Genomic DNA, 22,937 nt, shown 5'->3' on the forward strand with positions numbered 1-22,937 from the left:
CGCCTTTGCAATGAGCACCGATACGCACCGGTGCGTATCGGTGCTCATTGCAAACGCCCGGGAGGTGGGGCGCCCGTCCGTCAGGCGGCGGGCGGCGGCGGAGGCGGAGGCGTGCCGGGCGGCACCCCGACCACCCGCACCGGCGCGCGCGTCTTCGCGGCGGCCGGCGGTGGTGGCGGCGGGGGAGGCGGCAGGTCCGCCCCGTTCACCCGCGATCGCTCCGGCCGCGCGACGCCGTTCGGCTGCGTGGTGCCAGCCGGCGGCGTGGTGCCGGCCGGCGCCGGGTCGCGCTCCTTCCGCGCCGCGTCGCGGTCGGCCCGGGCCGAGTCCGAGGCGGGCCGATCGAACCGTCCTCGCACCGAGTCGCGCAGCCGCTGTCGCCACGGTGTGCCGGACGCCGGGGCCTCGCGGGCAGGCGTGGCCTGGACCAGCGGCGGGGCCGGTGGGCCGGAGGCTGCGGCGTTGCGGCTTGGCGTGGGCTGGGCCGACGGGGTTGGAGCTGGGGCCTCGCGGGCTGGTGTGCGCGGGGCCGGTGGGCTGGAGGCTGCGGCTTGGCGGGCCGGCGTGGGCTTGGCTGGGGCGGGCCGGTGCTCTGCTGGGCCGGCCGGCGGCGTGGCCTTCGGCCCGGCCGGCGTGGGCTCGACGCGGCGGGGCATGGAGCCGCCGCCCTTGCCCGGCGCCGTCGACCCCTTCGGCGGCGTGCTCTTCCGGACCGTCGGGGCGGTCTGCTGGCCGTTGGAGCTCTCGTCCTCGTCGAGCCGCTCCAGCCTGATCACCGTCAGCCGTCGCAGCGCGTCGCGGCGGGCCCACGGCACGACCTCCTGGGCGTCGTGCTGCGGGCTGGGCTCCTTGGCCGGCGCCGGTGGATCGGCCGGCCGCTCGTCGCCGAGCTGTTCCAGTCGCGTCGTGGTCAGCCTGCGCAGCGCGTCGCGGGCCCGGACCCACGCCGGTCCGCTCTGCTCCTCGCGCGGCGCCGCCTTCGGCGCGTCACGGGGACCGGCCTTCGGCGCGCCGCGCGGTGCCGTCTCCGCCGCCTCGCCCGGCGCTTCCTTCTCGGCCTCTTCCAGCCGCGTCGTCGTCAGGCGCCGCAGGGTGTCGCGGGCGCGCATCCACGCCGGTCCGCTCTGCTCCTCGGGCGGGTCGGCGACCGGCTTCCGCTCGGCGACGGGCTGCGGTTGGGCGACTGGCTTCGGCTGGGTGGCGGGCTCCGGCCGGGCTTCCGGTTCCGGCGGAGCCGATGTAGCGCGCCGGAAGGCCGTCCGGATCCTGGTGCGCCACGGCACCGCCGGCCCGGCCGCGACGGTCTGCTCCGCACCGGACTCGGCGTCTGCCGAATCGGGCCAGGCCGCCGCGATCCGCCGGCTCACGGCGCGGCGCAGCTCCAACTTCGAGCGCGTCGGGCCGCTCGGCGCCGCTGACGCCTCGTCGGCCGCCGGCTTGTCGGGCACGGTCGGTGTGGCCGGCGGCGCAGCTGCCCGGTCGGCGGCGGGTTCCGCGACCGTCTCGGGGGCGCTCGGAGGTGCGGCCGTCTCAGCGACGGCCGGCTCGGCGGCCTTCCGTGGAGCGGGCGCAGGCGGCGTGGCGGACTCGGGTCGCTGTCGTGTGCCCGCGAGCCGCCCGGCGATCGCCGCGCGGAGGCGGGACCACCCTGACGCTGCGGCCTCGTCCGGCGCCGTGGGTTCGCGGTGGCGGCCCCGCGGCTCCGCCGGCTCGGCCTCGGCCGCCTCCTTCGCCTCGTCCCGCGTTCGCGGCGCGGCGTACCGGCGCCGGACGATGCCGGACGGGTGGCTCGCCGACAGCGCGGCGACGCTCGTGGACCGGGCCTGCAGCTCCGGCTCCGGTGTGACGGGGTCCGGCTCGGCGGGGCCGGCCGAGAGCGTCTGCGGCTCCGGTTCGGGGTCGACGGGCTGGGGCTCGGCCGGGCGGTCGGCTCGGGCCTGTGGGGCGGGCTGCGGCTCGGTGGGGACGGCGGGCGCGGCGTGGGGTTCGGGCCGCTGCTCGGCGCGCCGCGGTTCGGCCGAGGGCTGTTCCGGCGCCGTGGTCGCGGAGCTCTCCTCGGCCGGCGTGGGCTGGGCGGCAGCGGCCGCGGGCTCGGCCTCGTGAACCGGCTCGGCGGCCGACTCGGAGCCGTCCGACGGGGGAACGGGGCCAGCCGGAGTGGTGGCATCAGCGACGCCGGCGACGGGCGCAGAGGCGGCAGCGGCACCCTCAGGACCAGGGGCGGCGGCAGCCGGGACGTCGGTGGCAGCAGCAGGGGCGGCACCGACAGTGTCAGAAGCGTCGGCAGCGGTGGGTGCGGAGGCAGCGGGCGCGGCGGCGGCAGCCGGGGCATCGGCAGCGGGGGCGGCACCCACAGGATCAGGGGTGGCGGTAGCGGCCGGGACGTCGGCGGAGGAAGGGGCCTGGACGTCGGCGGCAGCAGCGGCGTAGGCAGCGGCGGCGGAGGTAGAGGCCGGGGCGGCAGCGGGCGCGGCGGCAGCGGGGCCGGCGGGCAGAGCCGCGGGCAGGGCCGCGGGCAGGGAGGGTGACACAGGCGCCGACGACGACCGTCGCCGGGGCGGGCCGAAGCGGCGCCGGACGGCGACGCGCAGGCGGACGCGGGCTCGATCGGCGATCGCGAGGGTCGCCAGCGCCCCCGTCGCCCCGACGACGAGGGTGGCGACGGCGCGGAGCTCGGACGGGAGGCGGACCAGCGGGCCCCAGCCCTCGAACGTCCCCAGTGCGGCGAGCCCGGCGAGGACGGCCGCGACCACGATGCCGCCGCGATGCGGGCGCGGGACCTCGGGCGGCGGCTGGGCCTCCCACGCGATCAGCCCGCCCATCGCCGCCAGCGCGAAGCCGAGCACGCTGCCGAGCCCGCCGAGGTCGGCGATGCCCATGATCAGGCCCGCCGTCAGCAGCAGCCGCGCGGGCAGGCCGGCGGCGTCGTGGTGGCGCGCGGGCAGCCAGGCGACGATGGTGCCGAGGCCGAGCAGCAGCACCACACCGGCGACGGTGAGGAGGAAGCTGTTGTCGGCGTCGAACATATCCGACATTCGACCATGAAGAAGGGCGGTGGCGCAGCCCGGCCGCGCCGCATCTAGGCTTGAGTGTGCTCATCGCCGCTGCGATCTGCCCGTATCCGCCGCTTATGGTGGCCTCTGGCGACCCCCGCCTGGACGACGTCCGGGCGGCCTGCTGGTCCGCACTGGACGACCTGCGCGCGGCCAGCCCGGACCTCCTGGTGGTGGTCGGGCCGGGCGAGACGACGGCCGACGAGGCAGGGCGGGCGGGCAGCCTGAGCGCCTACGGCCTGGACGTCACCGTCGCGCTCCCGGACGCCGGCGACGCGACGATGCCGCTGTCGCTCAGCGTAGGCGCCTGGCTGCTGCAGCGCGACGGCTGGGAGGGGCCGGTGGCGACGGCGACGGTGGCCGGCGACGCGGGTGACGGCGACGGCGTCGAGCTGGGCCGGCGGCTCGCGGGCCGGGCCGACCGGGTCGCGCTGCTGGTGATGGCGGACGGTTCGCCGCTGCGGGCGGACACCACGCCGGCGGACCTGCGCCAGCGGGCCGAGCGCTACGACGCCGCGCTGGCGGACGCCCTGCGCGACGGCGATCCGCGCGTGCTGCTGGGCCTCGACGCCGACGCGGAGGCAGGGTCGCCGGGGCGCCAGGCGCTGCGGGTGCTCGCGGGCGCCGCCGACGACGGGCTGTTCGACGCCGAGCTGAGCTACGACGCCGCCCCGTACGGCGTCGGCTACCTGGTCGGCGTCTGGGAGCGGCACGGCTGACCCGCAGGCGGGCGAGCCCGCCGCACCGTCCGAGACGAGCCGGAACGAACCGGCGGACCGTCAGGAGGAGGGCGGGTTGTCCTCGCCCTTCTCGCCGTCGAGGCCGTCGATGAAGTCGCGGGCCTTGTCGTCGACACCCTCGAGGTGCTCGCTGTACTTGCCGCCGGTCTTGTCGTCGATGAAGTCGGTGGCCTTGTCGACGCCGTCGCTGACCTTGTCAGCGTTGTCGGAGACCAGGTCCTGGACCTTGTTCTTGATCTCGTCGAAGCCCATGATCGGCACTTCCCCTCGTTGACGTGAGCCGTCGGGCCGCCTGGTGCGACTCGACCAGTGCTCCCACCGACGTTCATACCCCCACCTCCGGCGGCCCGCAACGCGTTCGGTGACACCCGCGCGGCTCGACGCGGGAATGAGGGGACGCCCGGCCGGAATTGACCGAGGAGAAAGTGCGTAACGCACCGAATATACCGTATCGGTCCAGGCACGCGATCCGCGGGTCGGGAAGCCGTTCCGAAATGGTGAAATTCCGAGTGAATGCACTGGTCAACGACGAATATTGGCAGGATCTTGCTATATCGTCATGAACCCCCTAGCGTGGATTGCGCCACGAGGGCCCGCCGCGGGGAATGCGCGGATGGTGGGCCGTGGTGTTCAGCCGTGGATGTGCGGGCCCGGCGCGGGCGTTCGCCCGATGTCAATGAAGCCTGTTTACCTGCGGTGACGTAGCTGCTGGCGTCCGAATCGGTGCAATGGTGCACCGGTGGCCACATGCGCACGTGTCACTCGAGCACTCGTAGGGAGTTTCTATGCCCGGAAGTGATCAGAAGGGACTTCAACACATTGCCGAGACCACGGCGATCCCAGATGCGCCACAGGATTTCGGCGACAATCCACTCGACGTTCGTGCCACCGACCACTACACCGCCGAATATGTCGCGAGTTTCGTCGAGAAGTGGGACGAGCTGATCGACTGGAAGCGCCGCTACGAGAGCGAGGGCAGCTTCTTCATCGACCAGCTGCGCTCCCGCGGCGTGCGCAAGGTCCTGGACGTCGCGACCGGCACCGGCTTCCACTCCGTCCGCCTGCTGGAGGAGGGGTTCGAGACGGTCAGCGCGGACGGCAGCCCCGACATGCTGGCCAAGGCGTTCGCGAACGGCCTGAGGCACGGCGGCCACATCCTGCGGGTCGTGCACGCGGACTGGCGGTGGCTGAACCGCGACGTCCACGGCGAGTACGACGCGATCGTGTGCCTGGGGAACTCCTTCACCCACCTGTTCTCGGAGCGCGACCGGCGCAAGGCGCTCGCGGAGTTCTACGCGATGCTGAAGCATGACGGCGTCCTCATCCTGGACCAGCGCAACTACGACGCGATCCTGGACGACGGCTTCGCCAGCAAGCACACCTACTACTACTGCGGCGAGGACGTCTCGGCCGAGCCCGAGCACGTCGACGACGGCCTGGCGCGGTTCCGGTACCGCTTCTCGGACGGCTCCGAGTACCACCTGAACATGTTCCCGCTGCGCAAGGACTACGCACGACGCCTGATGCGCGAGGTGGGCTTCCAGAAGGTGGAGACCTACGGCGACTTCCAGCAGACGTACGCCGACGAGCGACCGGACTTCTACATCCACGTCGCGGAGAAGAGTTACGTGCCTGACGAGGAGCTCACCGACCACTACTCCGCCGCGGTCCAGACCGCGCGCGACTACTACAACTCCGCCGACGCCGACGGCTTCTACGCCACGGTCTGGGGCGGCGAGGACATCCACGTCGGCACGTACGCGGCGGCGGACGAGGACATCGCCGTGGCCAGCAGGCGGACGGTGGCGACGATGGCGGCCCTGGTGGACGTCGCACCCCAGCAGCGGGTCCTGGACGTCGGCTCCGGCTACGGCGGCGCGGCGCGGTACCTGGCGAGCACGTTCGGCTGCTCCGTCACGTGCCTGAACCTGAGCGAGGTCGAGAACGAGCGCAACCGCCGGCTCACCGCCGCGCAGGGGCTGGACGGCCTGGTCGACGTGGTGGACGGGTCGTTCGAGGACCTGCCGTTCGAGGACCAGGCGTTCGACGTCGTCTGGTCGCAGGACGCGTTCCTGCACAGCGGCGACCGGGCGCGGGTGCTGGAGGAGGCCGCGCGGGTGCTCCGGCCCGGCGGCGTCGTGGTCTTCACCGACCCGATGGCCGCGAACGACGCGCCTCCCGCGAGCCTGGCCCCGATCCTGCGGCGCCTGCACCTGGAGTCGATGGCCTCGCCGGCCTTCTACACCCACCAGCTCGGCCGCCTCGGCCTGACGTCGGTGGAGTTCCACGACCGCTCGCACGACCTCGTCAGCCACTACCAGCGCGTGCTGGCCGAGACGGATCGGCGCGCGGCCGAGCTGAACGGTGTGGTCGGCGACGACTACCTCGTGCGCATGAAGGCCGGCCTGCGCCACTGGATCGACGGGGGCAGCGCCGGGCAGCTGACCTGGGGGATCTTCACCGCCCGACGCGAAGAAGGAGCGCAGCGATGACCTTTCGGCGGCTGTTCACCAGCGAGTCGGTGACGGAGGGCCACCCGGACAAGATGGCCGACGCGATCAGCGACTCCATCCTGGACGCGATGCTGGCCCAGGACCCGCGGTCCCGGGTCGCCGTCGAGACGCTCATCACGACCGGGCAGGTGCACGTCGCGGGGGAGGTGACCACCAGCGGCTACGTCGACATCCCGGCGATCGTGCGGGACCGGATCCTGCGCATCGGCTACGACTCGTCGGCCAAGGGGTTCGACGGCGAGTCGTGCGGCGTGAACGTCGCGATCGACGCGCAGTCCGCCGACATCGCCCAGGGCGTCGACGCCGCGCACGAACTGCGGGTCGAGGGCGCCACCGACGTCATCGACGCCCAGGGCGCGGGCGACCAGGGGCTGATGTTCGGCTACGCCTGCTCGGACACGCCCGAGCTGATGCCGTTGCCGATCGCGCTGGCGCACCGGCTGTCCCAGCGGCTCGCGGCGGTGCGCCGCGACGGCGTCCTGCCGTACCTGCGGCCGGACGGCAAGACGCAGGTGACCGTGGAGTACGAGGGCGAGCGTCCGGTGCGCCTCGACACCGTCGTGGTGTCGAGCCAGCACGCCGCGGACATCGACCTGGACCGCATGCTGGCCGTGGACGTGCGCGACCACGTCATGGCGCCGGTGCTGGCCGGCGTCGAGCTGGACACGACGGACACCCGGCTGCTGGTCAACCCGACCGGACGGTTCGTGGTCGGCGGGCCGGTCGGCGATGCCGGGCTGACCGGGCGCAAGATCATCGTCGACACCTACGGCGGCATGGCCCGGCACGGCGGCGGCGCCTTCTCCGGCAAGGACCCGTCGAAGGTCGACCGGTCGGCGGCGTACGCCATGCGGTGGGTGGCGAAGAACGCCGTCGCCGCGGGCCTGGCCGCACGCATCGAGGTGCAGGTGGCCTATGCCATCGGGAAGGCCGCGCCGGTCGGGCTGTTCGTCGAGACGTTCGGCACCGAGGCGGTCGATCCGGAGAAGATCCAACTGGCCATCGAGGAGGTGTTCGACCTGCGGCCGGCCGCGATCATCCGTGACCTCGACCTGCTGCGGCCGCTCTACGCGCCGACCGCCGCCTACGGGCACTTCGGCCGTCCCGACCTCGATCTCCCCTGGGAGCGGACCGACCGCGTCGACCAGTTGCGCGAAGCCGCCCGAGCCTGACCACACGAGGAGGCCCCGCCATGCGCGTCGCCGTGACCGGCTCGATCGCCACCGACTACCTGATGGTGTTTCCCGGACGCTTCACCGACCAGCTCGTCGCCGACCGGCTCGAGCAGGTGTCCCTGTCGTTCCTCATCGACCGCCTCGACGTCCGGCGCGGCGGGGTGGCGGCCAACATCTCCTACGGCATGGGCGCGCTGGGACTGCGCCCGCTCCTGGTCGGCGCCGTGGGCCAGGACTTCGACGAGTACCGCTCCTGGCTCGAGCGGGGCGGCGTCGACACCTCGCACGTCCGGGTGTCCGAGGAGCGGCACACCGCCCGCTACCTGTGCACCAGCGACAGCATGAACAACCAGATCGCCTCGTTCTACTCCGGCGCCATGGCCGAGACCGGCGAGATCGACCTGGGCGTCGTCGCCGAGCGGGCCGGGGGACTGGACCTCGTCCTGGTCGGCGCCAGCGACCCGGACGGCATGATCCGGCACACCCAGCAGTGCCGCGACCTCGGCCTGCCGTTCGTCGCGGACTTCTCCCAGCAGATCGCCCGCATGAGCGGCGAGGAGGTCGCGTCGCTGGTGCCCGGCGCCCGGTTCCTGTTCACGAACGAGTACGAGGCCGGGCTGCTGTGCGAGAAGACCGGCTGGTCGCACGGTGACGTGCTGGAGCGGGTCGGCGGCTGGATGACGACGCTCGGCGCCGGTGGCGCGCGGCTGGAGGCGAAGGGCGCCGCGCCCGTCGTGGTTCCGTGCGTGCCGGCGAAGCGCGAGCTCGACCCGACCGGCATCGGCGACGCGTTCCGGGCCGGGTTCCTGGCCGCGTTGTCCTGGGGCGTCCCGCTCGAACGGGCGATGCAGACGGGGTGCCTGCTGGCCACGCTCACGATCGAGGCGCGCGGGCCGCAGGAGTACCTCGTCGACGCCGCGGCCTTCCACCGCCGCATGGCCGACGCCTACGGCGATGACGCCGCGGCCGAGATCCAGCCGTTCCTGCCCGCCGCCCGAGAGGGGACCGCGTGACCCAGACCTTCAGCGAGGCCCTCGACCGGCGCGTGCTCGTCGCCGACGGCGCCATGGGCACCATGCTGCAGAGTCACGACCTCGGGCTGGACGATTTCGCCGGGCTCGAGGGCTGCAACGAGATCCTGAACGTCACCCGGCCCGACGTGGTGCGGTCGGTGCACCGGGCCTACTACGACGCCGGGTCGGACCTCGTCGAGACGAACACCTTCGGCGCCAACTGGGCCAACCTCGCCGAGTACGACATCGCCGGGCGCATCGGCGAGCTGGCCGAGGCCGGCGCCCGGCTGGCCCGCGAGACGGCGGACGAGTTCTCCACGCCGGACCGGCCGCGGTTCGTCCTCGGCTCGGTCGGGCCGGGCACGAAGCTGCCGACCCTCGGCCACGTCCGCTACGCGCACCTCCGCGACGCCTACGCCGAGCAGGTCGCGGGCCTGCTGGCCGGCGGCATCGACGCCGTCCTCGTCGAGACCAGCCAGGACCTGCTGCAGGCGAAGGCGGCGATCCTGGGCGCGAAGCGGGCGATGCGAGCCGCGGGCCAGGACGTCCCGATCGTCGTCCAGGTCACCGTCGAGACCACCGGCACCATGCTGGTGGGCAGCGAGATCGGCGCGGCCGTCACGGCGCTGGAACCGCTGGGCGTCGACCTCATCGGGATGAACTGCGCCACGGGACCGGCCGAGATGGGCGAGCACCTGCGCTACCTCGCGCGCCACGCCCGGGTGCCGATCTCGGTCATGCCGAACGCCGGGCTGCCCGAGCTCGGCCCGGACGGCGCGGTGTACCCGCTCGGCCCGGACCAGCTCGCGGGCGCGCTCGCCGGGTTCGTCCGCGAGCACGGCGCCCGGCTGGTGGGCGGCTGCTGCGGCACGACGCCCGAGCACCTGCGCGCCGTCGTCGACGCGGTAGGCGGGCTGGCGCCGGCCGAGCGCACGCCGGAGCGCGAGGCGGGCGTCGCGTCGGTCTACCAGAGCGTGCCGTTCCGCCAGGACACCAGCGTGCTGGTGATCGGCGAGCGGACCAACGCCAACGGCTCCAAGGCGTTCCGGACGGCGATGGCGGACGAGCGGTGGGACGACTGCGTCGAGATCGCCCGCGCGCAGACCCGCGACGGCGCCCACCTGCTCGACTTGTGCGTCGACTACGTCGGCCGCGACGGCGTCGCCGACATGGACACGCTGGCGTTCCGGCTGGCCACGGCCTCGACGCTGCCCGTCATGCTGGACTCCACCGAGCCGGCGGTGCTCGAGGCGGGCCTGGAACGCCTCGGCGGGCGCTGCGTGATCAACTCGGTGAACTACGAGGACGGCGACGGGCCCGACTCGCGGTTCCAGCGCGCGATGCGCGTCGCCGCCGAGCACGGCGCCGCCGTCGTCGCCCTCTGCATCGACGAGGAGGGCCAGGCGCGGACGGCGGACTGGAAGGTGCGCGTGGCGTCGCGGCTGATCGAGGACCTCACCGCGAACTGGGGGCTCGCGCTCGACGACATCATCGTCGACACCCTGACCTTCCCGATCTCGACGGGGCAGGAGGAGGTCCGCCGCGACGCCGCCGAGACGATCGAGGCGATCCGCCGGCTGCGCGAGCGGTACCCGGCCGTGCAGACGACGCTGGGCGTGTCCAACGTGTCGTTCGGCCTCAACCCCGCCGCCCGGCAGGTGCTCAACTCCGTCTTCCTGCACGAGTGCGTGGAGGCGGGCCTGACGACGGCCATCGTGCACGCGTCGAAGATCCTGCCGATGTCGCGGATCCCGGACGAGCAGCGTGCGGTCGCCCTGGACCTCGTCTACGACCGGCGACGGGAGGGGTACGACCCGCTGCAGCGGTTCATGGAGCTGTTCGAGGGCGCCACCGCCGCGTCGAACCGCGAGACCCGGGCCGAGGAGCTGGCCCGGCTGCCGCTGGCCGAGCGGCTGGAGCGGCGCATCGTCGACGGCGAGCGCAACGGCCTCGAGGCCGACCTGGACGAGGCGCTGACCGAGCGCCCCGCCCTGGAGATCGTCAACGACACGCTGCTGTCCGGCATGCGCACCGTCGGCGAGCTGTTCGGGTCGGGCCAGATGCAGTTGCCGTTCGTGCTGCAGTCCGCCGAGGTGATGAAGGCGGCGGTCGCGCACCTGGAACCGCACATGGAGAAGGACGACGCCGGCGGCAAGGGCCGGATCGTGCTCGCGACCGTCAAGGGCGACGTGCACGACATCGGCAAGAACCTCGTCGACATCATCCTCTCCAACAACGGCTACGACGTGGTCAATCTCGGCATCAAGCAGCCGGTGGGCGCGATCATCGACGCCGCGAGCGAGCACCGGGCCGACGCCGTCGGCATGTCCGGGCTGCTGGTGAAGTCGACGGTGGTCATGAAGGAGAACCTCGAGGAGATGAACGCGCGCGGCGTCGCCGAGACCTGGCCCGTGCTGCTGGGCGGGGCGGCGCTGAACCGCACGTTCGTCGAGGACGACCTCGCCGCGGTCTACAAGGGCGAGGTCAGCTACGCCCGCGACGCCTTCGAGGGACTGCGGCTGATGGACTCCATCATGAAGCGCAAGCAGGGCGGCGTCATCGAGGCCGACCCGGAGGCCGAGGCCAAGCGCGCGCAACGACAGGCCCGGCGGCAGCGGTCGAAGAAGATCGCCGAGGCGCGCCGCGCTGGGCAGGAGGAGGCGCCGCCGCCCGGCGGCCGGTCCGACGTCCTCGCCGACGTCCCCGTCCCGGAGCCGCCGTTCTGGGGCACCCGGGTGGTGCGCGGCGTCGCGCTGGCCGACTACGCGGCGCTGCTGGACGAGCGGGCCACGTTCCTCGGCCAATGGGGGCTGCGCGGCGCCCGAGGCGGGGAGGGCCCCGGATACGAGGAGCTGGTCGAGACCGAGGGCCGGCCGCGGCTGCGGTACTGGCTGGACGAGCTGACCACCCGGGGCGTCGTGGCGCACGCGGCGGTCGTCTACGGCTACGTCCCGTGCGTCTCCGAGGGCGACGATCTCGTCGTCCTGGACGCTCCGGCGCCCGACGCCGGTGAGCGCTGCCGGTTCACCTTCCCGCGCCAGCGCCGCGACCGGCGGCTGTGCCTGGCCGACTACTTCCGGCCCCGCGACCTGGCCGTGAGCTCGGGCCGGGTGGACGTGCTGCCGCTGCAGCTGGTGACGATGGGGCAGCCGATCGCCGACTTCGCCAACGAGCTGTTCGCCGCCGACGCCTACCGCGACTACCTGGAGGTGCACGGGCTCGGGGTGCAGCTCACCGAGGCACTGGCCGAGTACTGGCACCGCCGGGTCCGCCAGGAGCTGCGGCTGCCCGGCGGGGGGTCCGTCGCGGCCGAGGACGCCGCCGACGTCACCGAGTTCTTCCGGCTGGGCTACCGCGGCGCCCGGTACTCGCTGGGCTACGGGGCCTGCCCCGACCTGCGCGACCGCGAGAAGGTCGTCGCGCTGCTCGACCCCGGCCGCATCGGGGTCACGCTGTCCGAGGAGCACCAGCTGCATCCCGAGCAGTCGACCGATGCCTTGGTGGTGCACCACCCCGAGGCCGTCTACTTCACCGCCTGATCGACGTGAGGAGCCGTTCCATGTCCCTTGATTTCAAGGTTGCTGATCTGTCGTTGGCCGATTTCGGTCGTCGTGAGATTCGTTTGGCCGAGCATGAGATGCCGGGTTTGATGGCGATGCGTGCGGAGTTCGGTGAGAGCAAGCCGCTCACCGGCGCGCGGATCACCGGGTCGTTGCATATGACGGTGCAGACGGCGGTGTTGATCGAGACGTTGACGGTGTTGGGCGCGCAGGTGCGCTGGGCCAGTTGCAACATCTTCTCCACCCAGGATCATGCGGCGGCGGCGGTCGCGGTCGGCCCCACCGGGTCGGTGGAGGCGCCGGCGGGGGTGCCGGTGTTCGCGTGGAAGGGGGAGTCGTTGGAGGAGTACTGGTGGTGCACCGAGCAGGCGTTGTCGTGGCCGGGTCAGGCGGGCCCGAACATGATCCTCGACGATGGTGGTGACGCCACGCTGCTGGTGCACAAGGGGGTCGAGTACGAGAAGGCCGGCGCCGTCCCCGACCCCGCCGCCGACGACCCGGACGAGTGGCGGGTGGTGCTGGGCCTGTTGAAGCGGTCGCTGGCCGAGTCCCAGGACCGGTGGACGGCGATGGCGCAGGACGTTCGTGGGGTGACGGAGGAGACGACGACCGGGGTGCACCGGTTGTACGAGATGATGCGTGATGGGGCGTTGTTGTTCCCGGGGATCAACGTGAACGATTCGGTGACGAAGAGCAAGTTCGACAACAAGTACGGGTGTCGGCATTCGCTGATCGATGGGATCAATCGGGCCACGGATGTGTTGATCGGTGGCAAGGTCGCGGTGGTGTGCGGGTATGGCGATGTGGGCAAGGGGTGTGCGGAGTCGCTGCGTGGTCAGGGCGCGCGGGTGGTGGTGACGGAGATCGACCCGATCTGTGCGTTGCAGGCGGCGATGGACGGGTACGAGGTCACCACGTTGGACGAGGCGATCGAGCGGGCCGACATCGTGATCACTGCGACGGGGAACAAGGACGTCCTCACGGTGGATCATCTGGTGCGGGCGAAGCATCAGGCGATCGTGGGGAACATCGGGCATTTCGACAACGAGATCGACATGGCCGGGCTGGCCGCCGTGCCGGGGATCGTGCGGACCGAGATCAAGCCGCAGGTGCACGAGTGGAGCTTCCCGGATGGGCACACGGTGATCGTGTTGTCCGAGGGCCGGTTGTTGAATCTGGGTAACGCGACCGGGCATCCGTCGTTCGTGATGTCGAACTCGTTCACCAATCAGGTGCTGGCGCAGATCGAGTTGTTCGCGAAGACCGCGGACTATCCGCTGGGTGTGTACACGCTGCCCAAGCAGCTGGACGAGCAGGTGGCCCGGCTGCACCTCGACGCGCTCGGGGTGAAACTGACCGAGCTCACCGACGCGCAGGCCGACTACCTCGGCATCCCGGTCCAGGGCCCGTACAAGAGCGAGCACTACCGCTACTGACGGCCGACGAGCCCAGGGGCAGCCATGACGACCGTCCTGGACCGACTCGCCGGCCGGCGGCCGGTGTTCTCCGTCGAGTTCTTCCCGCCCCGCGACGACGCCGACGAGACGGTGTTGTGGACGGCGGTGCGCCAGCTGGAGCCGCTGGACCCGGCCTTCGTCTCGGTCACCTACGGCGCCGGCGGGTCCAGCCGCGAGCGGACCATCCGGACGACGGGGCGCATCCGCCGTGAGACGACGCTGACGCCGGTGGCGCACCTCGCCGGCGTCGGCCACTCGCGCGCCGAGCTGCGCAACGTCGTCGGCTGGTACGCCGAGAACGGCATCCGCAACGTCCTCGCGATCCGCGGCGACCCACCCGGCGGGCCAGCCGCCGAGTGGGTGGCGCACCCGGACGGCGTCACCTACGCCGACGAGATGGTGAGCCTGATCGGCGGCCTCGGCGCGTTCTGCGTCGGCGTGGCGGCCTTCCCGCACGGGCACCCGGAGTCGCCGGACCTCGAGACCGATGTCCGCCGGCTGCTGGGGAAGGTCCGGCGCGGGGCGCACTTCGCCGTCGCGCAACTGTGCTTCGAGCCGGACTACTTCCTCCGGCTGCGCGACCGGCTGGCCGCGCTCGGCTGTGACGTGCCGCTACTGCCGGGGGTGATGCCGCTGACGACGCGGCGGACGCTGGAAAAGTCGGTCGAGCTGTCCGGCGTCAGCGCACCGGCGGCCGTCGCCGACCGCCTCGCCCGCTACGACGACGACCCGGCCGGCTTCCGCGCCGAGGGCATCGACCTCACCACGTCGATGTGCGACCGGCTGCTGGCCGAGGGCGTCCAGGGCCTGCACTTCTACACCCTCAACCGCTCGACGGCCACCCGCGAGCTCGTCCGCCGCCTCGACCTGGGGACGCGAGACCGAACTCACGGGGATGCCAGCATCCCTGTGAGGTCGGTCAGACCCGCCACAGGCCAGGTGAGAGACTTGCCGCCGTGCAGAGCGGCAGCCGAACCCCGGTCGTAGCGGTCGTCGGGCCCACGGCGGCGGGCAAGAGCGACCTCGCCGTGGACCTCGCGCTACGGCTGGGCGGCGAGGTCGTCAACGCCGACTCCATGCAGCTCTACCGCGGCATGGACATCGGCACGGCCAAGCTCACGCTCGCCGAGCGACGAGGCGTCCCGCACCACCTGCTCGACCTGTACGACGTCACGCGCCCGTCGACCGTCGCGGAGTTCCAGCGGCTGGCCCGTGAGGCCATCGACGACTGCCGGGCGCGTGGCGTCACGCCGATCCTGGCCGGTGGCAGCGCGCTGTACGTCCGCGCCGTCCTGGACCGGTTCGAGTTCCCCGGCACCGACCCGGAGGTCCGCGCCCGGCTGGAGGCGGAGCTGACGACGGTGGGCGCGGCGGCGCTGCACGAGCGGCTCGCTGGGCGCGATCCGGCCGCCGCGGCGGCCATCCTGCCCACCAACGGCCGCCGGGTGGTGCGCGCGCTGGAGGTCATCGAGCTGACCGGGCGCCCGTTCACCGCCACGCTGCCGCCGCGCGAGTACCACTACGACGACGTCGTGCAGATCGGCCTGGACCTGCCGCGCGACGTCCTCGACGAGCGCATCGAGCTGCGGGTCGACCGCATGTGGGAGCAGGGTCTGGTCGACGAGGTCCGCGGGCTGGAGGCGCGCGGGCTGCGCGAGGGCCCGACGGCCAGCCGGGCGCTGGGCTACGCGCAGGTGCTGGCGTTCCTCGCCGGCGAGGCGACGGAGCAGGCGGCGCGCGACGAGACGGTGCAGCTCACGCGCCGGTTCGCCCGCCGTCAGCACGCGTGGTTCGGAAAGGACGACCGCGTCGGCTGGGTGCCGTTCGATGCCGATGACCGGTTGGAGCGCGCTCTGACCTACCATCGTCGGTCGTGAGCGGCATCTCCTTCGTCAAGGGACACGGCACCCAGAACGACTTCGTGGTGATCCCGGACGCCGACGGCGCCCTGGCCGACCGGCTCGACGAGGCGGCCGTGCGCCGCCTGGCCGACCGGTACGCGGGCATCGGCGCCGACGGCGTCATCCGCATCACCCGCACGGAGACCGCCGACGAGGTCCGCGAGCTGGCCGACGACGCCGAGTGGTTCATGGACTACCGCAACGCCGACGGCTCGGCCGCCGAGATGTGCGGCAACGGCGTGCGCGTCATGGCCCGCTACCTGTGGGAGAACGGCCTGGTCGAAGGGCCGGTGCTGGCGCTTGCGACCCGCGGCGGCATCCGCACGGTGCACGCCGAGCCGGACGGCCAGATCACCGTCGAGATGGGCCGGGCCAAGCCGGCCGCGACCCGCCAGCTGGCCTTCGTCGCCGCCGGCGGGCACACCTGGGAGGCCACGCCGGTCCGGGTGCCGAACCCGCACGCCGTCGTGTTCGTCGACGACCTCGAGGCGCCCGGCTCGCTCACGTCCGCGCCCGACCTGCGGCCCGCGTCGGTCTTCCCCGACTCCGCGAACGTCGAGTTCGTCGTCGACCGCGGGCACAAGCACATCGCGATGCGGGTGTGGGAGCGCGGCGTCGGCGAGACCCGGTCCTGCGGCACCGGCGTCTGCGCGGCGGCGTGGGTGGCCATGCGGCGCGACGGTGTCGGCGCCGGGGCCCGCTACCTGGTCGACGTGCCCGGCGGCCGGCTGGTCGTGACCGAGCGTCCGGACGGAGAACTGCTGCTCACCGGGCCGGCCGTGCTGGGCCTGCGGGGGACCGTCGAGCTCTGACGCGAGCAGTGTGACCTAGATCACAGCATCCTGGGAAACCCCGAGGACGTCTCCTTCAGTAGAAGGAGCACGACGTCAGACTCGCGGTCGATGCCACCGCCGGGGAGCGGGCCTAACGTTGTGAGCGTGGGGCGGCAACGAGGCCGGCCGCGCGCCTGACGGAAGGGCGGTGCCATGGGTGCAACGGAGAAGCAGCGGCGAGAGGCCGTGCTGCAGGAAGTGGCCCGGCGCGCCCAGGAGAAGTCCACGGGCAAGGCCGGACGGCGGGCGGCCACGCTGCGCGCCGCGGCGAAATTACGGTGGGCGGCGTCCACCGGGTCGAGCTATGGTCGCTCCTGAAGACGTCGAACGGCGAAAGCAGGAGAATTGAGCAATAGTCCAGGCCACGCATTCAACCCCTATGACGACTCCGCCGAGGTGCCGGAGGCCGAACTCGACCTCCTCGACGGCGACACCACCGGGGACTACGACCTGGACGAGCGGCACGCGCTGCGGCGTGTCGCCGGCCTGTCGACCGAGCTCGAGGACGTCACCGAGGTCGAGTACCGGCGGCTGCGGCTCGAACGGGTCGTACTCGTCGGCGTCTGGCCGGGCGGGTCGTTCACCGACGCCGAGAACTCCCTCGCCGAGCTCGCGGCGCTGGCCGAGACGGCCGGCTCGCAGGTGCTCGAGGGTCTCGCCCAGCGCCGGCTGAAGCCCGACCCGGCCACGTTCGTCGGCTCCGGCAAGGTCGAGGAGCTGCGCGAGGTGGTCCAGGCGCACGGCGCCGACACCGTCATCGTCGACGGCGAGCTGTCGGCGTCGCAGCTGCGCAACCTGGAAGACAAGGTGGGCGTCAAGGTCGTCGACCGCACCATGCTCATCCTCGACATCTTCGCCCAGCACGCGAAGAGCCGCGAGGGCAAGGCGCAGGTCGAGCTGGCCCAGCTCGAGTACCTCTCCCAGCGGCTGCGCGGCTGGGGCGCGAGCCTGTCCCGGCAGGCCGGTGGCCGGGCCGGCGGCGCGGGCGGCGGCGTCGGCACCCGTGGTCCCGGTGAGACCAAGCTCGAGACCGACCGCCGGCGCATCCGCACCCGGGTGGCCAAGCTGCGCCGCGAGCTCGCCGCCATGCGCACGGCCCGCGACACCAAGCGGGCCGGTCGCCGCCGCAACGCGGTGCCCGCGGTGTCGATCGTCGGCTACACCAATGCCGGCAAGTCGTCGCTGCTCAACCGCCTCACCGGCGCGGGCGTGCTGGTCGAGGACGCGTTGTTCGCCACGCTCGACCCCACCGTCCGCCGGTCGCAGACGGCCGAGGGGCGCGGCTTCACGCTCGCCGACACCGTCGGGTTCGTCCGGCACCTGCCGCACGAGCTGGTCGAGTCGTTCCGGTCGACGCTCGAGGAGGTCGCCGACGCCGACCTGCTGGTCCACGTCGTCGACGGCTCGCACCCCGACCCCGAGGGCCAGCTGACGGCGGTGCGCTCCGTGCTCGCCGACATCGGCGCCGGCGGCGTGCGCGAGATCGTCGCCGTCAACAAGGCCGACGCCGCCGACCCCATGGTCGTGGCCCGGCTGCTGCGCAACGAGCCGCACGCGCTGTCCGTCTCGGCCCGCACCGGCGCCGGGGTCGACAAACTGCGCGCGCTCATCGAGAGCGAGCTGCCGCAGCCGCCCGTCGAGGTCGACGCGCTGGTGCCGTACGACCACGGCGAGCTGGTGGCGCGCATGCACAGCGTCGGCGAGGTGCTGTCGGTCGACCACGAGGCCGACGGCACCCGGGTCAGGGCTCGGGTGCCCGAGGCGCTCGCGGCGGCGCTGCAGCCGTACGCCGTCGCGCCCCGGTAAGGGTGCCGGGCGGGGCCGGTCGATGCCGTCCCCGCCCGCCTCGCTCGTTCCTCGCCCGCCTTAGTCGGCCTGGACGCGCCCGCCCAGGTGCGTCGCGAGGAACCGCTCGGCCGCGGCGTAGAACCGCTCGCGGTTCTCGGGCCGGGCCAGGCCGTGGCCCTCGTCCTCGAACAGCAGGTACTCGTGGTCGAGGCCCTTCTCCTCGAGCGCGGCGACGATCTGCTCGGCCTCGGCGATCTTCACCCGGGGGTCGTTCTTGCCCTGCGCGACCAGCACCGGGATGGTGATCTGGTCGACCTTCGACAGTGGCGAACGCTCCCACAGCAGGTCGCGCTCGGTGTCGGGGTTGCCGACGCGGTTGTGCATCAGCGCGAGCTGCGGCTTCCAGTACTCCGGCACCGACGCGAGCAGCGTGAGCAGGTTCGACGGGCCGACGATGTCGACGGCGCAGCGGAACACCTCGGGCGTGAACGCGGCGCCGGCCAGCGCGGCGTACCCGCCGTACGAGCCGCCGTAGATGCCGACGCGGTCGCGGTCGACGAGCCCCTGGCCGGCCAGGTGGTCGACGGCGTCGAGGAGGTCGGTGTGCATGGCCGCGCCCCACTGCTTGTTGCCGGCGTTGCCGAAGGCCTTGCCGTAGCCGGTGGAGCCGCGGAAGTTCACCTGCACGCAGACGTAGCCGCGGTTGGCGAACCACTGCGCCTCGGGGTTGTAGCCCCAGGTGTCGCGCGCCCACGGGCCGCCGTGCACGTTGAGCACCGCCGGCAGACCGGCGCGGTCGACCCCCCGCGGGAACGTCAGGTAGCCGTGCACCGTGAGGCCGTCGCGGGCGGTGTAGGAGAACGGCTCCATCTCGGCGAGGTCGTAGTCCTCGAGCTCCGGACGGTGCGAGAACAGGAAGGTCAGCTCGCCGGAGTCGCGGTCGTAGCGGTAGTAGCGCACCGGCCCGTCGGAGAGCACGTCGTGCACCAGCCAGGTGCGGTCGTCGCGGACCGGCCGGGAGATGCCGACCTCGCCGCGCAGCCGCTGCGTCAGCCCGTCGACCTCGGCGCCGAACGCGGCGTCGAGGAAGGTCCAGGACTTGCGCTCCTTGACGAACGTGACGGCCTGCGGCTCGAGCGTCTCGGGGTGGCGGGCGATGCCGGCGGCGTCGTACTCGGGATCTTCGGCGAGCACGGTCTCGGCGCCGGTGGCGAGGTCGACGCGGATGAGCCGGGCGGCGTTGACGCCGGTGCTGGAGAACAGGAACGCGGCCGAGCCGTCGCGGTTGAACCCGGCGACGTCGGTGGTGAGGACGTCGTCGGGGCCGATCTCGAACCACGGCTCGTCGGCGCCGTCGTCGTCGCGGCGGTAGACGACCGCGCCGCCGTCCTCCGTCATCGCGACGCCGCCGCGCACGCGGTGGTCGGAGTCGACCAGCCAGCCGGCGTAGCCGGGGTTTTCGGCCACCTTCGTCAGCTCGCGGGTGGTGAGGTCGAGCCGGTAGACGTCGTGCAGCTGCGGGTTGTCGGCGTTCAGCCCGATGAGCATGGACGTGGGGTGCCAGCGGTTGTGCTCGAGGATGTACGCGGTGACCTTCTCCTGCGGCGTGACCAGCGTGGACTCGCCGGTCTCGAGGTCGAGCGCGTAGAGCCGCCAGTCTTCGTCGCCGTCGGTGTCCTGCAGGTAGGCCAGGGTGCGGTCGTCGTGGCAGAACATGAACGTGCGCACGCCGCGGTGGCGGTCGTGGGTGACCGGGCGGGCGGCGGCGGGGTCGTCGGCGGGACCGACCCAGACGTTCAGCACGCCGTCGTCGGGCGCGACGAAGCCCAGCCGGGAGCCGTCGGGCGACAGCGTGGGCAGGACCCGTTCGGGATTGCCGAACAGGACGTCACGGGGGATCAGCGGCACCGCGTCATACGTCATTCCGGCATTCCATCACGGGGCTCGGACAGGGTCGAGACGCGGCTGTGGACAACCGCTTTCCCGGTCCGGCGGTCGGGTAGTGTCGTGGCGGTGAGCGAGGGCGATGTGACGGTCGAGAAATTGCTGGCGGCGGCCGTCGGCGCCGTCGGCGGTGCGGAACGCCCTGGCCAGGTCGAGATGGCCCAGGCGGTCGGCGAGTCGGTCGCCGACGGCAAGCACCTGCTCGTCCAGGCCGGCACCGGCACCGGCAAGTCGCTGGCCTACCTCGTGCCGTCGCTGCTGCACGCCGACGCCGACGGCGGGCCCGTCATCGTCGCCACCGCCACGCTCGCGCTGCAGGCGCAGCTGGTCGACCGCGACCTCCCGGCGCTGGCCAAGGCGGCCGAGCCGCTGCTGGGCCGGCCGCCGAAGTGGGCCACGCTCAAGGGCCGGGCCAACTACGCCTGCCTGCACCGCGTCCGCGACGGCGCGCCCGACGACCAGGGCGAGCTGGTGCCCGTCGAAGAGCTGTCCGCCGGGCCGCTGGGCGCCGAGGTGCTGCGCGCCCGCGAGTGGGCCGAGCAGCAGGCCGCCACCAGCGGCACCGGCGACCGCGACCGGCTCGAGCCCGGCGTCAGCGACCGCGCGTGGTCGCAGGTCTCGGTGTCGTCGCGCGAGTGCCTGGGCGCCACGCGCTGCCCGTACGGCCAGGAATGCTTCGCCGAGCTGGCCCGGGCCCGCTCCGACGGCGCCGACGTCGTCGTCACCAACCACGCGCTGCTGGCCATCGACGCGCTCGAAGGGCTGCCGGTGCTGCCCGAGCACGACGTCGTGGTGGTCGACGAGGGGCACGAGCTGGCCGCGCGGGTCACCAGCGTCGCCACCGCCGACCTCTGGCCCGGCGTCATCGACCGCGCCGCGGTGCGCTCGCGCGTCCACGTCGACGACGGCGACGCCGAAGAGCTGCGCGCGGCGGGCGAGCAGCTGCGGGCCGCGCTGCTCGACGCGCCGGTGGGCCGCCTCGACACCGTCCCCGAAGAGCTGCTGGCCACGCTGGTCGGCGTCCGCGACGCCGCTCGGGCCGTGCAGTCCGGGTTCACCGCCACGTCGCGCGAAGAGCGGGCCGCCGACGTCGAGGCGTCCCGGCGCGCGGCGAAGACCATGGTCGACGACGTCTTCGGCACGGCCGAGCGGCTGGTCGCGAACGGCGAGTACGACGTCCTGTGGGTCGAGGACCGCGAGCGCGGCGGGCGCTCGCTGCGGGTCGCGCCGCTGTCGGTGGCCGGGCTGCTGCGCGAGCGGCTGTTCGGGCAGAACACCGTCGTGGCCACCTCCGCCACGCTCGAGCTGGGCGGCTCGTTCGACGCCGCCGCCGGGGCGTTCGGGCTCACCGGCGAGGGCGCGCCGGCGTGGCGCTCGCTCGACGTCGGGTCGCCGTTCGACTACGGCAAGCAGGCCATCCTCTACGTCGCCCGCGACCTCCCGACGCCGGGCCGCGACGGCCTGCGCCCCGAGGCCGTCGACGCATTGGTCGAGCTCATGGCGTCGGCTGACGGGCGCACGCTCGGGCTGTTCTCGTCGCGGCGGGCGGCGCAGGAGGCGGCCGAGGCGGTGCGCAAGCGGCTGCCCGGCCTGCCCGTGCTCTGCCAGGGCGACGACGTCGTGGCCACGCTGCTGCGCACGTTCGCGGCCGACGAGAAGACCTGCCTGTTCGGCACGCTGTCGCTCTGGCAGGGCGTCGACGTGCCGGGCGGGTCGTGCCAGCTGGTCGTCATCGACCGCATCCCGTTCCCGCGGCCCGACGAGCCGCTGGCGTCGGCGCGGCAGCGGGCGGTCGAGAAGGCGGGCGGCAACGGCTTCATGTCGGTGGCGGCCACGCACGCGGCGCTGCTGCTGGCGCAGGGGGCGGGGCGGCTGATCCGCCGCTCGACCGACCGCGGCGTGGTGGCCGTGCTCGACCCCCGGCTGGTGACGGCGCGCTACGGCTCGTACCTGCGGGCGTCGCTGCCGCCCATGTGGTTCACCAGCGACAAAGCGGTCGTCACGGGGGCGCTGCAGCGCCTGGCGGTCTCGTCCTGATCCTCGCTGGCACCGGCCGGGGCGCGTGGTGGCCTGGACGCCCCGGCCGGTGCCGGCTCGGTTCCCCTCAGATGCGGCGCATGACCGCCACTACGCGGCCCAGCACCGTGGCGTCGTCGCCGTCGATGGGCTCGTAGTCGGCGTTGTGCGGGAGCAGCCAGATGTGGCCGTCGCGCTTCTTGAAGGTCTTGACCGTGGCCTCGCCGTCGATCATGGCCGCGACGATCTCGCCGTTCTCGGCCACCGGCTGCTGCCGCACGACCACCCAGTCGCCGTCGCAGATGGCCGCGTCGACCATGGAGTCGCCGACGACGCGCAGCATGAACAGCGTGCCCTCGCCGACCAGCTCGCGCGGCAGCGGGAAGACGTCCTCGACCGCCTGCTCGGCCAGCACCGGCCCGCCGGCCGCGATGCGCCCGACCATGGGCACGTACGACGGCGTGGGCAGGTTGCTCTCTTCGTCGTCCATCACCTGACGGGTGAAGTCTCCGGGCGCCGTGCCGGGCGGTAGCACCTCGAGGGCGCGGGGGCGGTGGGGGTCGCGGCGGATGTAGCCCTTCGTCTCGAGCACGCCGAGCTGGTGGGCCACGCTCGACGGGCTGGACAGGCCGGCGGCCTGGCCGATCTCGCGCATGCTGGGCGGGTAGCCGCGACGGCCCACGGATTCCCGGATGACCTCGAGCACCTTGCGCTGCCGCACCGTGAGGTCGGCCGGGTGCTGGTGGGTCTCCGGGAAACTGTGCACCGAGGCGACCGCAGCCTCGCCGCGCTCATCGTCGTCGTTGTTGGCCACCACGCCACCTCCGGCAGGTCGATCGCGTCCGTTCGACAACGGGTCGCAGGGTCGATTGATGTGGTCACAGTAGCTGGAATGCAAGACACGATCAAACATCTGTTCGAACGTGTCTCGACTCTGTCAGTGG

The 22,937-nt window shown here is 73.0% G+C and carries 15 protein-coding genes; 11 read left to right on the plus strand and 4 right to left on the minus strand.

Translation table 11 applies throughout. The features are described 5' to 3' along the window. Positions 1-80: 80 nt before the first annotated feature. Positions 81-3,026: a hypothetical protein gene (locus BLV02_RS34865; RefSeq protein WP_069113819.1), complete on the minus strand. Its 2,946-nt coding sequence runs from the start codon at positions 3,024-3,026 to the stop codon at positions 81-83. Between the two features lie 104 nt (positions 3,027-3,130). On the opposite strand from BLV02_RS34865, the gene BLV02_RS01935 reads away from it, so the two are divergent. After that, on the plus strand, positions 3,131-3,772 hold the full coding sequence (locus BLV02_RS01935) for a class III extradiol ring-cleavage dioxygenase family protein (RefSeq protein WP_216094458.1): 642 nt from the start codon (positions 3,131-3,133) through the stop codon (positions 3,770-3,772). A gap of 60 nt (positions 3,773-3,832) precedes the next feature. On the opposite strand, the gene BLV02_RS01940 is transcribed toward BLV02_RS01935, so the two are convergent. After that, positions 3,833-4,045, minus strand: a complete 213-nt coding sequence (locus BLV02_RS01940) for an antitoxin (RefSeq protein ID WP_083289080.1) — start codon at positions 4,043-4,045, stop codon at positions 3,833-3,835. 533 nt (positions 4,046-4,578) lie between these two features. On the opposite strand from BLV02_RS01940, the gene BLV02_RS01945 reads away from it, so the two are divergent. The 9 genes from BLV02_RS01945 to hflX all read left to right on the plus strand — a co-directional run bounded on the left by BLV02_RS01945 (position 4,579) and on the right by hflX (position 18,051). Then, a complete protein-coding gene (locus tag BLV02_RS01945; RefSeq protein WP_083289051.1) occupies positions 4,579-6,285 on the plus strand; it encodes a glycine/sarcosine N-methyltransferase in 1,707 nt (568 codons plus the stop codon). Next, positions 6,282-7,478 (plus strand): methionine adenosyltransferase, encoded by a 1,197-nt coding sequence (gene metK / locus BLV02_RS01950; protein ID WP_069113816.1) that lies wholly within the window; start codon positions 6,282-6,284, stop codon positions 7,476-7,478. The genes BLV02_RS01945 and metK overlap by 4 nt, the downstream gene beginning before the upstream one ends. Before the next feature lie 20 nt (positions 7,479-7,498). Beyond that, complete coding sequence (locus BLV02_RS01955; protein ID WP_069113815.1) at positions 7,499-8,494, plus strand: carbohydrate kinase family protein; 996 nt, start codon at positions 7,499-7,501, stop codon at positions 8,492-8,494. Beyond that, complete coding sequence (metH, locus tag BLV02_RS01960) at positions 8,491-12,033, plus strand: methionine synthase (protein WP_069113814.1); 3,543 nt, start codon at positions 8,491-8,493, stop codon at positions 12,031-12,033. The genes BLV02_RS01955 and metH overlap by 4 nt, the downstream gene beginning before the upstream one ends. 20 nt (positions 12,034-12,053) lie before the next feature. Continuing rightward, a complete protein-coding gene (gene ahcY, locus BLV02_RS01965) occupies positions 12,054-13,490 on the plus strand; it encodes an adenosylhomocysteinase (RefSeq protein WP_069113813.1) in 1,437 nt (478 codons plus the stop codon). A gap of 24 nt (positions 13,491-13,514) precedes the next feature. Then, the gene (locus BLV02_RS01970; protein ID WP_069113812.1) at positions 13,515-14,498 is read left to right on the plus strand and encodes a methylenetetrahydrofolate reductase; all 984 of its coding nucleotides are present in this window, start codon (positions 13,515-13,517) and stop codon (positions 14,496-14,498) included. Then, entirely contained in the window at positions 14,468-15,388 is a 921-nt protein-coding gene (gene miaA, locus BLV02_RS01975; RefSeq protein WP_069113811.1) for a tRNA (adenosine(37)-N6)-dimethylallyltransferase MiaA, read from the plus strand. Before BLV02_RS01970 ends, miaA begins: the two co-directional genes overlap by 31 nt. After that, positions 15,385-16,224 (plus strand): diaminopimelate epimerase, encoded by an 840-nt coding sequence (gene dapF / locus BLV02_RS01980; protein WP_069113810.1) that lies wholly within the window; start codon positions 15,385-15,387, stop codon positions 16,222-16,224. Before miaA ends, dapF begins: the two co-directional genes overlap by 4 nt. A gap of 417 nt (positions 16,225-16,641) precedes the next feature. Next, complete coding sequence (gene hflX / locus BLV02_RS01985; RefSeq protein ID WP_069113809.1) at positions 16,642-18,051, plus strand: GTPase HflX; 1,410 nt, start codon at positions 16,642-16,644, stop codon at positions 18,049-18,051. 60 nt (positions 18,052-18,111) lie between these two features. Here the strand turns inward: hflX and BLV02_RS01990 are convergent, their stop codons facing one another. Beyond that, positions 18,112-19,956, minus strand: a complete 1,845-nt coding sequence (locus BLV02_RS01990) for a S9 family peptidase (protein ID WP_069113808.1) — start codon at positions 19,954-19,956, stop codon at positions 18,112-18,114. 84 nt (positions 19,957-20,040) lie between these two features. On the opposite strand from BLV02_RS01990, the gene BLV02_RS01995 reads away from it, so the two are divergent. Continuing rightward, the gene (locus tag BLV02_RS01995; protein ID WP_425432565.1) at positions 20,041-22,014 is read left to right on the plus strand and encodes an ATP-dependent DNA helicase; all 1,974 of its coding nucleotides are present in this window, start codon (positions 20,041-20,043) and stop codon (positions 22,012-22,014) included. Between the two features lie 67 nt (positions 22,015-22,081). On the opposite strand, the gene lexA is transcribed toward BLV02_RS01995, so the two are convergent. Continuing rightward, complete coding sequence (lexA, locus tag BLV02_RS02000; RefSeq protein WP_083289049.1) at positions 22,082-22,906, minus strand: transcriptional repressor LexA; 825 nt, start codon at positions 22,904-22,906, stop codon at positions 22,082-22,084. Positions 22,907-22,937: the final 31 nt, after the last annotated feature.

This window comes from Jiangella alba (assembly GCF_900106035.1).
GTDB lineage: Bacteria > Actinomycetota > Actinomycetes > Jiangellales > Jiangellaceae > Jiangella > Jiangella alba.